Origin of the sequence: Rothia sp. HMSC065B04 (assembly GCF_001812285.1) — a bacterium.
Taxonomy (GTDB): Bacteria; Actinomycetota; Actinomycetes; order Actinomycetales; family Micrococcaceae; genus Rothia; species Rothia mucilaginosa.
Window position 1 is genome coordinate 739,910 of the sequence record NZ_KV808408.1, and the last position, 15,005, is coordinate 754,914.

10 protein-coding genes are annotated in these 15,005 nt (G+C 59.6%); 2 read left to right on the top strand and 8 right to left on the bottom strand.

Annotated elements, in window-relative coordinates; translation table 11 throughout:
• Positions 1 to 254 precede the first annotated feature (254 nt).
• The 8 genes from eno to sdhC all read right to left on the bottom strand — a co-directional run bounded on the left by eno (position 255) and on the right by sdhC (position 11,782).
• Positions 255 to 1,535 (bottom strand): phosphopyruvate hydratase, encoded by a 1,281-nt coding sequence (gene eno / locus HMPREF2845_RS06220; protein WP_049341512.1) that lies wholly within the window; start codon positions 1,533 to 1,535, stop codon positions 255 to 257.
• 371 nt (positions 1,536 to 1,906) lie between these two features.
• Positions 1,907 to 2,653, bottom strand: a complete 747-nt coding sequence (locus HMPREF2845_RS06225) for a nucleoside triphosphate pyrophosphohydrolase (protein ID WP_005506837.1) — start codon at positions 2,651 to 2,653, stop codon at positions 1,907 to 1,909.
• A gap of 88 nt (positions 2,654 to 2,741) precedes the next feature.
• Positions 2,742 to 6,488, bottom strand: coding sequence for an ornithinee aminotransferase (locus HMPREF2845_RS06230; protein WP_070634182.1), 3,747 nt, complete (start codon positions 6,486 to 6,488; stop codon positions 2,742 to 2,744).
• Between the two features lie 248 nt (positions 6,489 to 6,736).
• Positions 6,737 to 7,987, bottom strand: a complete 1,251-nt coding sequence (locus HMPREF2845_RS06235) for an amidohydrolase (RefSeq protein ID WP_049341507.1) — start codon at positions 7,985 to 7,987, stop codon at positions 6,737 to 6,739.
• Between the two features lie 242 nt (positions 7,988 to 8,229).
• Complete coding sequence (locus HMPREF2845_RS06240) at positions 8,230 to 9,018, bottom strand: succinate dehydrogenase iron-sulfur subunit (protein ID WP_005506828.1); 789 nt, start codon at positions 9,016 to 9,018, stop codon at positions 8,230 to 8,232.
• A gap of 1 nt (position 9,019) precedes the next feature.
• Positions 9,020 to 10,783, bottom strand: coding sequence for a succinate dehydrogenase flavoprotein subunit (gene sdhA / locus HMPREF2845_RS06245; RefSeq protein WP_070542594.1), 1,764 nt, complete (start codon positions 10,781 to 10,783; stop codon positions 9,020 to 9,022).
• Positions 10,784 to 10,834: 51 nt separating this feature from the next.
• A complete protein-coding gene (locus HMPREF2845_RS06250) occupies positions 10,835 to 11,320 on the bottom strand; it encodes a succinate dehydrogenase hydrophobic membrane anchor subunit (protein ID WP_005506820.1) in 486 nt (161 codons plus the stop codon).
• A gap of 3 nt (positions 11,321 to 11,323) precedes the next feature.
• Entirely contained in the window at positions 11,324 to 11,782 is a 459-nt protein-coding gene (gene sdhC / locus HMPREF2845_RS06255; protein WP_005506819.1) for a succinate dehydrogenase, cytochrome b556 subunit, read from the bottom strand.
• Positions 11,783 to 12,128: 346 nt separating this feature from the next.
• Here sdhC and HMPREF2845_RS06260 point away from each other — a divergent pair, with 346 nt between their 5' ends.
• Positions 12,129 to 13,238: a mannose-1-phosphate guanylyltransferase gene (locus HMPREF2845_RS06260; RefSeq protein ID WP_049356077.1), complete on the top strand. Its 1,110-nt coding sequence runs from the start codon at positions 12,129 to 12,131 to the stop codon at positions 13,236 to 13,238.
• 287 nt (positions 13,239 to 13,525) lie between these two features.
• Positions 13,526 to 14,938, top strand: coding sequence for a hypothetical protein (locus tag HMPREF2845_RS06265; RefSeq protein ID WP_371260511.1), 1,413 nt, complete (start codon positions 13,526 to 13,528; stop codon positions 14,936 to 14,938).
• The last annotated feature ends 67 nt before the right edge of the window (positions 14,939 to 15,005 follow it).

The following is a 15,005-nucleotide window of genomic DNA, read 5'->3' on the forward strand; positions in this document are numbered from 1 at the left end:
GTCAGGTACGACCCGATTAGCCGAGCAGAGAGCACCAGTTAGCTCATAGGCTTAAGCCGTCAATTGACGCATTAAACCAGTTGAAAGTATGAAGCGTGAGTGAGTATATACCCAATATTATATGCCTCTGACAAGGAAAAACCGGGCCGACCCACAATACATAACGTGATGAATTACCTCACGATGTATTGGGATCGACCCGGCCTGTTCAGGGAAGTTCAGCAGAGCATCCCCTTATAAGCTTTCAAGCGTCATTATGCCTTGAAACGGGGGAATGCGGACTTGCCAGCGTAAACAGCTGCGTCGCCCAGCTCTTCCTCGATGCGCAGCAGCTGGTTGTACTTAGCAACGCGCTCGGAACGTGCGGGAGCACCGGTCTTGATCTGGCCAGCGTTGGTTGCAACAGCCAGGTCAGCGATGGTGACGTCCTCGGTCTCACCGGAACGGTGAGAAACCATGCAACGGTACTCGTGGCGCTGTGCCAGCTCCATTGCATCCAGGGTCTCGGTCAGCGAACCAATCTGGTTCACCTTCACGAGCAGAGCGTTAGCTGCGCCCTCTTCGATACCGCGAGCCAGACGCTCGGGGTTGGTCACGAACAGGTCGTCACCGACGATCTGGACCTTGTCACCGATCTGCTCGGTCAGGGTCTTGTAGCCCTCCCAGTCGTTCTCATCCAGGGGATCCTCAATGGAAACCAGGGGGTACTTTGCAACGAGGTCAGCGTAGTATGCGCTCATCTCAGCTGCGGACTTCTTCTGGCCCTCGAACTCGTATGCGCCGTCGTTGTAGAACTCGGAGGATGCAACGTCCAGTGCCAGTGCAACCTGCTCGCCCGGCTTGTAGCCAGCCTTCTCGATTGCCTCAACGATCAGGTCCAGTGCAGCTGCGTTGGACTCCAGGTTGGGTGCGAAACCACCCTCGTCGCCCAGGCCGGTTGCCAGGCCGCGGTCGTGCAGCACGGACTTCAGGGAGTGGTAAACCTCAACACCTGCGCGCAGAGCGTCAGAGTAGTTGTCGAAGCCGATGGGAGCAATCATGAACTCCTGGATGTCAACGTTGGAGTCTGCGTGAGAACCACCGTTGAGGATGTTCATCATGGGGACGGGCAGAACGTGAGCGTTCGGGCCGCCGAGGTACTTGTACAGGGGCAGGTCAGCGGACTCAGCAGCTGCCTTAGCAACAGCCAGGGAGACACCCAGGATTGCGTTTGCGCCCAGCTTGCCCTTGTTGTTGGTTGCATCCAGAGCAATCATGGCTGCGTCAACAGCGCGCTGGTCGGAAGCCTCAATGCCGATGACCTCTTCAGCGATTTCTTCGATAACAGACTTCACTGCGCCCAGAACACCCTTGCCCAGGTATACGGACTTGTCGCCATCGCGGCGCTCAACAGCTTCCCACTCACCGGTGGATGCGCCCGAGGGCACAGCTGCGCGTGCGAAAGCACCGTCTTCGAGCAGAACCTCAACCTCAACGGTCGGGTTGCCACGGGAATCCAGGATCTGGCGTGCGTGAACTGCGGTAATAACAGCCATGAATTGTTCTCCTTATGAGATGTCAAGGATGTGAACGGCTCACCCGGTAGTGGACAAGTCGCGTCCCCTAAATTCTAGCAAAACTCCCACACAAACACACTAGTTGCCACCGCTTTTTTATTGCCTTAATGAAGGTCTAGATAACCCTTAGTCAGGCGCTACAAAGCGGAACAAGACCCACACTCCCCCACATTGTGAGGGTGTGGGTACTCGACCAAAGCACAACATGAGCCCAAATGCCGGGGCATGTGCCACGAGCATCCTCACGGTTGCCCAACACAACCCCAAACAAACAGAAGGCGCTTTGAAACCTTTCATTCCCTCAGAGAACAGATTTCAAAGCGTCTCACAGAAGAACTCAACCAGCGTTTCTAATAGCTCGGCTCATCATGCGTATGCTGAGCAATATAGCGACGAGTGTACGAACGCAGGGCACGCTCCGGATCCAAACCATTACGCTGTGCGCGGCTCACCAACGCAAAGAGCAGCTCGCCGAATTCCTCTTCAGTGTGCATATAGCGCAGGTCGTCCTCCATGCTCGTGGGCTCCGGCGGCAGAATAATACCCGCCTTACGTGCCTTCACAGCAGTCTTCTCAGCCATAGCGAGCGCCGGCAGATGCGGTGGAATACCATCCAGCGCGCCACGGTCGCTCTTCTCCTTCTTCTTCAACGCATCCCACGCCGCCTGCTGCTCAGCCGCGGTGCGAGGCGCCTCCGAAGAGCCCTCAGACTCAGCCGCAAACACATCGGGGTGGCGCGAACGAAGCTTCTGCACAAGGCCCTCAACCACCTGCACGATGTCGAAGCCCTGCGGGTTTGCCGCAGCAATATCAGAGTGGAACACCACCTGTAGCAGCACGTCGCCCAGCTCCTCACGCAGCAGCGGCATATTCGGCTCGCCGCCGGTTTCTACCGCCTCGACAACCTCGTAGGCTTCCTCCACCAGGTAGCGGATTAGGGAGGCGTGAGTCTGCTCAGCATCCCACGGGCAACCGCCCGGTGCGCGCAACAGCGCCATGGTTTCCACCAGGGTGCCGAAGGCTTCAGCCGCGCGGGCGGCGGTGTCCTGAACGTTCTGCGCCGCAGAAGCCTCAGGAGTATTAGGGGTATCAGTCATAACAATCTTCCTCATCGAAAAAATGACAAACATAGCGCGCCGCGCCGACCCCCACACGGGGAGCCGGCGCGGCGCACCTTACAAGGTTTTAGAGGTTCCAGTGCGAAAGCGCGCTCGTCATATGAGCCGGGATCTTCGAACCCAGACGCGGGAACATGCGCAGCTCCTCAACATAACGCTCAGCATCCAGCGGACGCGGGTAGGTGACAAACGCCTGCTCATTCGCATAATCGAATGCCGCCTGAACCGGCACGCCCGGGGTGAAGGTCAGGCTCATAGCCAGCGGCGAGCCCTCACCCTCGCTGTACGAGTCGGTCTTCAGCGCCGGAATGTCCAGCAGGGTTTCGGGAATCAGCTCGAAGGTACGGACCTGCTCCCAGAAGCCGTTGCGGCGCACGTGGGTCAGGGCGTCGTAGTAGGAGCCGAGGGCACGTACACGAATCAGCACGGTGGTGGCATCCTTTGCGGTGCCGTTCTCGCCGAAGAGGTGCTCGACAACCGGCGCCAGACGCTGAGCGACCTGAGCCTCGGTCAGAACCAGGTTGCCGGCTGCCAGCTGAGTCTCCGAGGGAACCAGCGGGCTCTGCACCGCGGCGGAGGGGGTGTCCGGCTCAGCCACGATGGTGGGTAGCTGGTTGAGCTCGCTCAGCGCGGATGCCGAGATGCTGGAGGAGATACCTGCCGGGGTGCTCTCCGGCAGGGCAACCGGGGTGGTCGCCGCAGCGGGTGTCGCCTCTGCTACCGGTGCAGTCTGAGCGGTAGCCTCGGAGGCGGGCGCAGCCGCGGCGGAAACCTCACCAATCTTAGCTGCGGGGGTCACCTCAACGGTCTTGAGCTCAGCGACCTTCTCAGCGGGCTCTTCCTGAGCGACAGGAGCCTTTACCTCGGCAGCCTTCGACTCAGATGCCTTTGCTTCGGTTGCCTTCGCATCAGCACCGGCGGTGCCCACAGCGGCAGCTGCGGCAAGAGCACCAGCCAGACCGGGAGCCACAGATGCGCTCTCAGCGGCAGGCTCAACGTCTACGAGGGCAGGTTCCTCGGCGGGTGCTTCAGCGGAAGCAGCGGAGGTTTCCTTCTCGGGCAGCAGTTCAGAGTCGTCCAGGAACGCGGGCAGGGCAGGCTCTTCAGCCTTCTCTGCTACCGGCTCTTCTGCGGATTCCTCAACGGGCTGGGTACGATCCAGAGTGAAGGACTCAGCAACCACGGGGGCGGCAGCCTTCTGCTCCTCGGCAGCCAAAACTTCCTCAGCCGAAACTTCCTCAGCGGGTGCTTCCTCAGCAACTGCGGGGGCTGTTGCTTCCTCAGCGTCCAGCTTCTTCTGAGCGTTGGCAACGATGGCAGCCAGGGCGGCTTCCATATCTTCGCCGGTCTCTACAGAGTCCTCGGCAGATACCTCGGATGCCTCAGCGGCAGATTCTTCAGCATGCTCGGTTTCGGGCTCTACGGTAGCGGCACCGAAGACCGGGTCGTTCTCGTAATCGTGCTCGAACTCAGCTTCAACCGGCGCAAACTCAGCCTGGGCAGGCTGGGCGGCAGGCTGGGCAGAAGCTTCAACAGCCTCCTCTACGTCTTCCTTCTCCTGCGCAGAAGCGGCAGAACCAGCCACAGCAGTACCGGCAGCGGCAAGACCTGCAGCAGTCAGCAGACCCGCGGAGGCACCCTCTTCAGCAGTCTCAACTACAGGCTCTTCAGCAGCTTCGGCAGCTGCCTCAGCCTCGTTCGCAGCCTGCTTCTCAGCGAGTTCAGCCTCCAGCTCACGCTCGATAGCCTCACGTTCAGCCTCAACCGGGTCAACACTCTGAACAGCAGCTTCCTGAGGCTCATCCTGCGAGGTAGCCTCAGCGGCCTCAGCGGTCGCAACGGGCTTAGCCTCAACAGCGGCACCTTCCAGCAGGAAGCTCTCGCTAATAGTCTGACCATCCACAGCACCCAGGTACGATGCGTGAACCTCCAGGCCATCACCCAGGCGCGGCTTCAAAGAGACAGCCGCACGGTTCCAGGTTGCGCCGACCTGCTGAGCCTCGGTGTACAGTGCCGCAACGGGTGCAAACCAGTCAACACCGGGCACGACAATGCCGGTTTCAACCTCACGGCCGCGGTGCAGCAGACGGTAGTGCATATCCTCATCAACCTGGCGCAGTTCCAGGCTCATGGTGCCCGAACCGCGGGTGCGCATAAGCTCCGCAAGGCCGTGGAGAGCACGCTGCTCGGGGAGCGCGGGCAGGGTTGCCGCGCCCTCAACGGGCTCGCTCAGGATGATGGATTCGGCAACCAGTTCAGCTTCGTCTTCGCTGAGCTTCTGCTCAGTTTCCTTCAACTCAGCAACGGGCTCCTCAGCGGAGTCATCACGAGCAGCAGACTCGTGCTTCTCTGCTTCCTTCTTATCGATGCCCTCTGCGGTCAGCGCGACGCTCTGAGAGGTACCCTTTTCGGTCTTCTCCTCAGCCTTTTCAGCCTTTTCGGTCTTTGCGGTAGAGGCAACGGCAGCTGCAGCAACTACGGGGGCAGCAACAGCGGAGGCGTCAAAGATCAGCTCTGCGGTGTTCTCTTCTTCAGCGTCGAAGTCCTTAGCCGCGGGCGCTTCAGAGACGGACACGTCATGCTTCTCCTCAACGGATACGGCGGAGAGCAGCTCGGTCTCATCAGAGACCGCGTTTTCTTCCTCAGTAAGTTCAGATGCCAGCAGCTCAGGCGCCTCAACGACAGCCTCAATCGGCTCTTCCTCAGTAGCGGTAGCAGGCTCTACAACTTCTTCTTCACCTGCGGTGAGGTCAACGGTCTCCTCGGATTCGAAGTCTTCAGCAGTCTCAGCAACAGTTGCGGATACCTCAGACACATCGGTGTCCTCAACAGATTCAGTAGCTTCAGCGGGCTCAGGTGCCTCAGTAGTTGCCTTGTCAGCAGCAGTTTCCTCAGCGATCGCCTCATCGGAAGCAACCTCTACAAAGGTCTCCTCTTCGCTGTCCAAGGTGATGCCCAGGCGTGCCGCGTAGGCTGCCGCCAGATCGTCCAGACCGGCGTTCTGCGCCTCGGTCACGGCGGCATGGGTGCGGGCTGCCTTCATATCTTCAACGGTATGAATTTCCTCAGCTTCAGATGCAGAATGAGCGTTCTCAGACTTGTTCTCGGAAGCTTCTACAACAGCCTCGGCAACCTCAAGCTCTTCGCGGCCCTCTGCCTCGTCTGCAGTATCTGCATCGGCCTCAGCATCCTCAGCGGCAGTATCTTCGGTGTTCTGGGCACGCAGAGCACGCAGGTGCTCCTCAAACTGGGAACGTGCATCCTCTGCAGCGTCCTTAGGCTCCTGCACCTCGACAGATGCATCCTCATCTGCAGACTCTTCGTCATCGCGCAGGAACGCGGGGGTAGCGGGCTGAGCAGCCTCAGCAACCGGGGCGTCATCTTCTTCAACGTCCTGGGCCTGAGCTACCTGCTCGGCCTCAACAGGCTCCTCAGATTCCTGGGGGAAAGCACCAAGCGCAGCCAGCAGGCTACGACGCTCCTGCTCCTCCGCCTGATCCTCAGTCAGCTCATCAGTAGCGGAAGATTCTTCAACCTTCTCATCGCCGTGCAGAAGGGCACGCTTGAGATCCTCAACAGCGCGGTGCTCTTCATTCTGCTCTTCATCGTGGTTCTGCTGGCGTGCGCTTTCAGACTTCACGAAGCGGCGCAGGGAGTCCTCCCACTGCTGCTGTTCCATAATCTTCTGGCTCAGTCGCGCATTCTTGGGAGCGTCTTCGCTTACCTGTTCCTTCTGGACCTTAGCAGTTTCGGCGCTCTGTTCTTCGCGCGACTGTTCATCCAACTTCTTCTTGCCGATTCCAAAGAAGCTCATTGGGTGTCCTCCTCCGGCGTGCGCCGTGTGATGATGCGCCACCTCCTTCATCCCCCGCAGGTGTGTGGGCACGGGGTCGGAAACATGACGCAAATGTCCTCATAATCCTTTTAATTCTATCGCGTGCATAGAGTTTCACCCCGCTACTCGGTGAGAGGTAACGGGGTGAAACTTCTACACTTTTCAAGGCTTAATGCGGCTATAGAGTCGCGCCTTCAAGACTGCAGAATAAGCTTTCGAAAAGCTCTTTAGCGTGCCTCATCGCGAATGGGGTTTGCAGCCTTCGCCGCCTTCGCCAGCTCAAAACGGACGGCGCGTAGCGCGGTTGCCGCCATAACACGCACACCAATACCGATCGCCTGCTCGCTCGGGGCGTAATCACCCTGATGCAAATCGTAGGTGGGATCGCCGGGGGCGCGGGTACCCAGACGGAACATGGAGCCGGGAACTTCCTGTAGCATCCAGGCGAAGTCTTCTCCGCCCATGGACTGTTCAACCAGCACAATCGAGTCTTCGCCCAGCTCGGCGCGAGCCGCGTTCTCCAGCATGGTGGTTTCCAGGTCGGTGTTCACGACCGGCGGCACACCGCGGATGTGCTCCACGCGCGCGGTCACGCCGAAGGGTACGGCGACCTGCTCAATCACTTCGTCCAGCATGTTGCCTGCCTGACGCCATACCTCAACGTCCAGGCAACGCATGGTGCCCGCCAGGTAGCCCTCGGCGGGGATAGCGTTGGGAGCAACACCGGCACTGACCTGACCCCAGGCAACCAGCACGCCCGAACGTACGTCGGTGCGGCGGGTCAGCACGGCGGGAACCTGCACAGCAATCTGGCTCATCGCGTAGATGAGGTCTTCGGTCAGGTGCGGGCGAGAAGTGTGGCCGCCGTGACCGCTCAGGTGAATCTTGATGGTGTCGGATGCGCTAGTAATCGCACCGATACGGGTACCAATCTGGCCCAGGTCCACCTTCGGGTCGCAGTGCAGGGCAAAGGCACGCGGAATGTCCTTGAGCAGACCCTGAGCAATCATCTGCACGGCGCCACCGGGAAGCTGCTCCTCAGCGGGCTGGAAGAGAATACGGACGCTACGGCCCAGCGGGGTCTTCTCGTTCAGCTCGTGCAGTGCCAGAGCCACGCCGAGCATGACGGTCTGGTGAATATCGTGACCGCAGGCGTGCATCACGCCGGGCACGGTGGAGGCGTAGGGCAGGTTGGTCTGCTCAACAATGGGCAGAGCATCAATATCGGCGCGCAGAGCCACGGCGAAGGGGCCGCTTCCAATATCGACATAGCAGCCGGTACCTTCGCAGGCGACGGGGTTCATGCCGGCTTCTCGCAGTCGGTTCATGAGGCGCTCAGTGGTTGCGATTTCGCGGAAGGAAAGTTCCGGGTTCGCGTGCACTTCGCGGCGGAACTGCACGAGGGTACCCATCGTGCGCTCCACCCAGTCGTCGAAGACGGGGGTGGACAAATCGTAGCGAGAATTAGCGAAAACCATACACAGTAGAATAACGCCGCCCGCCGGGGTTTACCTACCCGCTGTCCCTTTCTGACAGCACTCGAGAATATCTATGACTTTATGACAGATTGTGAAGAATACTCCCACCCGCCGAAGCCCCGAAAATGCTCTGCCCCACGATTTTGTTGCCGGCCTTTTTTGTTAAACGACTCAAGCCGCCACCCGGTGTGGGTGACGGCTTGAATCGTCAATGCTGTATCAGCTGATACCGCGTACTCAGATTAGAGCGAGCGGCTCAGGATTGCCTGCTTCACCTCGGCAATAGCCTTGGTGATCTGGATGCCACGGGGGCAAGCCTCGGTGCAGTTGAAGGTGGTACGGCAACGCCATACGCCTTCCTTGTCGTTGAGGATCTCCAGACGCAGGTCGCCTGCATCATCGCGCGAGTCGAAGATGAAGCGGTGTGCGTTCACGATAGCGGAGGGGCCGAAGTACTGACCGTCGGTCCAGAAGACCGGGCAGGACGAGGTACATGCTGCACAGAGGATGCACTTGGTGGTGTCATCGAAACGTGCACGGTCCTCAATGGTCTGCAGGCGCTCACGCTCAGGCTCGTTCGAGTCGTTGATGAAGAACGGCATGATTTCGCGGTATGCCTGGAAGAAGGGCTCCATGTCAACAATGAGGTCCTTCTCGCAGGGCAGACCCTTGATGGGCTCAACGGTAATCGGCTTGGACAGGTCAAGGTCCTTCAGCAGGGTCTTGCAAGCCAGGCGGTTACGGCCGTTGATGCGCATTGCGTCCGAGCCACAGATGCCGTGTGCGCAGGAGCGGCGGAAGGAGACGGAGCCGTCTACTTCCCACTTGATCTTGTGCAGAGCATCCAGCACGCGGTCGGTGCGGTACATGGTCAGCGGGAATTCATCCCAGTACGCCTCGGAGGAAACTTCCGGGTTGTAGCGACGAATCTTGATGACCACATCGTACGTGGGGATGGAGTCGGAGTCGCCGCCGGTCATACCCTCAAACAGCTTGACGGATTCCGGTTCGGGGAGTTCGTTTTCAGCCATTTTAGTACTTACGCTCCTTCGGCTCGTAGCGGGTGTAGACAACGGGCTTGGTTTCGAATCGCAGGCCCTTGACACCCTCAAACTCGGATTCGGGGTCGAGGTAGACCATCGAGTGCTTCATGAAGTTGACATCGTCACGCTTGGGGAAGTCCTCGCGGTAGTGACCACCACGGGATTCCTTACGGTGCAGCGCGCCAACGGACATGACCTTTGCCAGCTCAATCAGGAAGCCAAGCTCAACAGCCTCAAGCAGGTCGAGGTTGAAGCGCTTGCCCTTGTCCTGGATGGAGATGTTCTTGTAACGCTCTTCCAATTCAGCGATGGTTGCCAGTGCTGCGCGGATGGTCTCGTCGGTACGGAACACCTGCATGTCAGCTTCCATAGCCTTCTGCAGGTCTGCGCGGATAGCGCCGACCTTCTCGGTGCCCTTGCCTTCGAGGATGCCGTTGAGCATGTTGAGAACGCGATCTGCTGCGTCGTCCGGAACCGGTACGAACTCAGCGGATGCTGCGTACTCTGCTGCCTTGCGGCCTGCACGCTTACCGAACACGTTGATGTCCAGCAGGGAGTTGGTGCCCAGACGGTTTGCACCGTGGACGGACACACAAGCAACCTCACCAGCTGCGTAGAGGCCGGGGATGGTCTCTTCGCTGTTGTGGTAGACCTCGGTCTCGTTGTTGGTGGGGATACCGCCCATTGCGTAGTGCGCGGTGGGGAACACCGGGATGGGCTGGTGGTGCGGTTCCACTGCCAGGTAGGTACGAGCGAACTCGGTGATGTCCGGCAGCTTCTCGTCGATGTGCGAGGGCTCCAGGTGGGTCAGGTCCAGCAGCACGTAGTCCTTGTGGGGACCGCAGCCGCGGCCTTCGCGCACCTCGTTTGCCATTGCACGTGCCACGATATCGCGGGGTGCGAGGTCCTTAATGGTGGGTGCGTAGCGCTCCATGAAGCGCTCACCGTCAGCGTTACGGAGAATACCGCCTTCACCACGAGCACCCTCGGTGACGAGAATGCCCAGGCCAGCCAGGCCGGTCGGGTGGAACTGAACGAATTCCATGTCCTCCAGGGGCAGGCCTGCACGCAGTGCGATAGCCATGCCGTCACCGGTGAGGGTGTGTGCGTTGGAGGTGGTCTTGAAAATCTTGCCACAGCCGCCGGATGCGAAGATCACGGACTTAGCCTGGAAGACGTGGACCTCGCCGGTTGCCAGGTCGTAGGAGACGACGCCGGCGGGGCGGGGCTTACCCTCTTCGTCCTTGACCAGAATCAGGTCGAGAACGTAGAACTCGTTGTAGAACTCCACATTGTGACGAACGCAGTTCTGGTAGAGGGTCTGCAGAATCATGTGGCCGGTACGGTCAGCTGCGTAGCATGCGCGGCGCACAGCAGCCTTACCGTGGTCACGGGTGTGACCGCCGAAGCGGCGCTGGTCAATGCGGCCTTCGGGGGTTCGGTTGAAGGGAAGACCCATCTTTTCCAGGTCGAGCACAGCGTCAATAGCTTCCTTAGCCATGATTTCTGCTGCGTCCTGGTCGACCAGGTAGTCGCCACCCTTGACGGTGTCAAAGGTGTGCCACTCCCAGTTGTCCTCTTCAACGTTAGCCAGAGCGGCGCACATGCCACCCTGTGCCGCACCGGTATGGGAGCGGGTGGGGTATAGCTTGGTCAGTACCGCGGTGCGAACTCGCTGGCCGGCCTCAATGGCGGCACGCATACCTGCGCCACCGGCACCGACGATCACTACATCGTACTTATGTACCTGCATGATGTTCTTTCTGTGTTTTAGATGTTTTCGTTTGTCTCGGATACGTCGCCGTTAGCGTGCCGAGCAGAAGCTGGGGAGCAGTTCAGCCGCTGCGCCGGAGGGGCAGGGGTCGAACGCGAAGATGGTGAGGGTACCAACCAGCAGGACGAATGCGCATGCTGCGAAGAGGATCACCTTCAGCCAAACGCGCAGGCGGTCCTTCTCTGCGTAGTCATCGATGATGACGCGGATGCCGTTAGCACCGTGCAGCATAGCCAGCCAGAGCAGCAGCAGATCCCAGACCTGCCAGAAGGGGTTCGCCCACTTGCCGCCCACGAAGCCGAAGTCGATGGCGTGGATGCCGTCGCCGACCATGAGGTTGGAGAACAGGTGGCCGAAAATCAGCACGACGAGTACGACGCCGGACAGGCGCATACCCAGCCAAGCGAACATCTCAAAGTTGTTGCGCTTGGAGGAGGAGCGGTTGTACTTCACACCGTCGATGCGGTTGTCACGCAGACGGGGTACATAGGTGCGGGGCTTAAGCGGAGTAGCCATAGTTTAGTGACCTCCCATGTGCGAGAAAACGATCGGCAGGTGACGCGCTGCGAAGCCCGCAACGGTAATTGCCCAGAGGAAAAGCACAACCCAGAGAATCTTGATGTGCGTGTAGGTTGCCTTCTGGCTGATTTCGACGTTGCCGTCCTTGTTCTTCGCCTGAATGTGCTCCACGTGCGAGTTGGTTGCCTTACCCCAGAAGTCAATGAGGATAATGCGAATACCGTTGAACGCGTGGTAGACGATGGCGGCGACAAGCGCGGTCTCACCCAGACCCATGATGGGGTTCTTGTACAGGCTCAGTACGCCGTTGTAGGCCTCCGGGGAGATACGCACGACGGCAGTATCCAGGATGTGTACAAGAAGGAAGAAGAAAATCGCGATACCGGTAATGCGATGAGCAACCCAGGACCACATGCCCCAGCGGCCGCGGTAGAGGGTTCCTTTAGAACCATTCAACACTGAATAACCTCCTGCTGCGACGGCGAGCTTCCGGGTTCTGAGGGGTCATTGTGACCCTCAGCTTCCGGGCACAGCTGTGTGCTCACCGACTGCTTTTGTTCGTCTGTTACTTCCAAGATATCAGGTAAATTCACAGCTTACTGACACCCTGTTTAGGGTTTTTTTACAGGTTCCAAAAGCGAATTAGAGCATGTTTTTATTACCATATCGCCTACTTCCCTGTGTTTGTGCGGGACTTACCTTAACCTAACCTCAAACATCGCCTAAATGAGAGCCGCCTGACACTTTTTTGTTAAAACCTAAAAGAATTCGATATATGACAAATTCACCCGCTATTCTTGAAGCGATGAATACTGCACTCACTCGATTCCGCCCGCTTATTCCTGCCGGCGGTGTTGGCTCGCGTTTGTGGCCCCTATCCCGCGCGCACGCCCCGAAATTCCTGCTCGACCTCACCTCGTCGGGCAATTCCCTGTTGCGTGACACCTACGACCGTCTCATCGATCTCAGCAACGGTTCCGTCATGGTAGTTACCGGCACTTCGCACGCCAATGCGGTTACCCAGCAGATTCCTGAACTGCGTGCCGCTGACCTGGTACTGGAGCCCTCCCCCAAGGATTCGGCTGCAGCTATCGGCCTGGCTTGCGCTATCATCCACCGCCGCGAACCGGACGCCATCATTGGTTCCTTCGCAGCTGACCACGTCATCAGCCCGGTGGACGAATTCCACCGCGTGGTGACCGAAGCTGTCATCACCGCGGCAACCGGCAAGATTGTCACCATCGGCATTACCCCCACCGAGCCCTCCAGCGCGTTTGGCTACATTCACGCCAGCGAGTCCCTGGGCATCGAAGGTGCTCCCAATGCTCACGCCGTGGACACCTTCGTGGAGAAGCCGGACACCGCTACCGCACAGAAGTACCTGGATTCCGGTGAGTACACCTGGAACGCAGGTATGTTCGTGGCACCGGCAGCCCTGATGCTCAAGCACCTCGAGGCAAACGAGCCCGAGCTGTACGCGGGCATTATGGAGATCGCTAACGCTTGGGACACCCCCGAGCGTGAGGCTGTTATGGACCGCGTGTGGGAGACCCTGCCGAAGACCGCCATTGACTACGCTGTGGCTGAGCCCGCAGCGGCAGCAGGTGACGTCGCAATGGTTCCCGGCTCCTTCAGCTGGGACGACGTTGGAGACTTCGACGCTGTGGCGCGCCTGAACACCGAGAAGAGCGGCGAAGAGCTGACCATTCTCGGCGAGAAGGATAACGTGATTAACCACGGTTGCTCCGGCATCGTTGTTGCAAACACCGAGCGTAAGATCTCCATCATTGGTCTCGACGACATCGTTGTGGTGGATACCCCCGATGCCCTGTTGGTCGCACCGCGCTCCAAGGCACAGGCCGTCAAGGATGCCGTGGGCGAGGTCAAGGCGCGAGGCTTGAACAACCTTCTCTAAATTTTTGGTCCTGAGTTAGGTACATGAGCCTTACTCGAGCAAAAGATACCTCTAGAAATCGGCTCTCTTCTTTTCGGAAGGGAGCCGGTTTTCTTTTGCCCTAATGGGTCATTTTGCGGGCGGTTTCAGGGCTTTTGCCTAGTGGGGCGCGGAAGGATGCTCCCTGCGGCTGGGCGGGGTTCGGAATGCCTTACGCACCCGGCGTGGGTTGCGCTTCCAGACTCTGATACGAGCCAAGGATCAACCACTATAGAGAACCATTCTCATGTTAGTCTTGGTGCATGCACATGACCCGTAAGTTTTTCCTCACCCGCGCCGGCGCACTCGGCGCAGTAGCCGCCCTCGCCCTGACCGCATGCGGCTCCCAGACCACCCAGACCGGCCAGAATACACAGACCAGCCCCAGCGCCTCCACCTCCGCGAGCGCAACCCCCGCCCCCATCACCGAAGGCAAGGGCGCGGCAAGTCGCGTCGCCATCACCTACGACGGTGGCGTGCTCGTCTATGATGCCAAGGACATGAAGCTGCTCGCAGACATCCCCAAGGAAGGCTTCCTGCGCCTCTCCGACGCTGGCGATAACCGCCACCTCGTCGTTGCAGACGGCAACAGCTACACCTTCCTGGACACCGGCGTATGGTCCGTAGCGCACGGCGACCACTCGCACTACTACACCACTTCCCCGTCGCTGTCTTCGCTGTCTCTGGCGGCTGACCACACCGGTCACGTCATCAAGGACAACGGCAAGGTCGCGGCATTCGCTGACGGCACCGGCTCCTTCGCCGTGTACGATCCGGCGAAGCTGACCCATGACAAGCGCACCGCCTCCTCCCTGGAGACCACCACCGTCACCCTGCCGAAGCCGCACCACGGCTTCGCAATCCCGCTGCCCAACGACCAGTACCTGGTAGCGGTCGGCGACTCGAAGACCCGCACCGGCGCCGCTGTTGTGGATGCTCAGGGCAAGACCGTCACCGAGAGCCCCGCCTGCCCCGGCGTTCACGGTGAAGCTATCGCCAAGGACGGCGCGTTCTCCATCGGCTGCACCGACGGCGCGCTGATCTACAAGGACGGCAAATTCACCAAGATCACCAATCCCGAGGACCCGTACTCGCGTTCCGGTAACCAGGCTGGCAAGGCTGACTCCCAGTACGTTCTGGCGGACTACAAGACCGACAAGGACGCTAAGCTGGAGCGCCCCGAGAAGTTCTCCATTATCGACACCGTTGCGGCAACCCGCACCGTCTACTCCCTGCCTTCTGGCGTGAGCTACACCTTCCGTTCGCTGGCTCGCGGCCCCCAGGGTGAGGCGCTACTGCTGACCACCGACGGTAAGCTGCGCGTCTTCGATCCGGCGACCGGTGCCGAGCTCGGCTCCGTACAGCTCATGGAGGCGTGGACCGAGTCTGAGACGTGGCAGGACGAGCGTCCGGCACTGTGGGTGGACGGTAAGACCGCCTACGTGACCGACCCGGCGACCAAGAAGCTCATTGCGGTGTCCCTGTCGAACCCGGCAGCACCGAAGGAGCTGATGAGCGTGGAGCTTCCGAAGACCCCGAACGAGATCCTGGGTGTCTCCTCCTCGAACGCTGCACCGGTTGAGGCTGAGGCACACGGCTCTGAGGCACACGGCGCTGCTTCCTCCTCGGCTTCGGCTGACGCGCACGAGTCCGGTAAGGCTCATGAGGGCCACTCCCACTAGGGCTCTCACGCTGAAATAAACCTAGCGAAAACGTAAAGAGAGATGCGACCGATAGCTTATCGGTCGC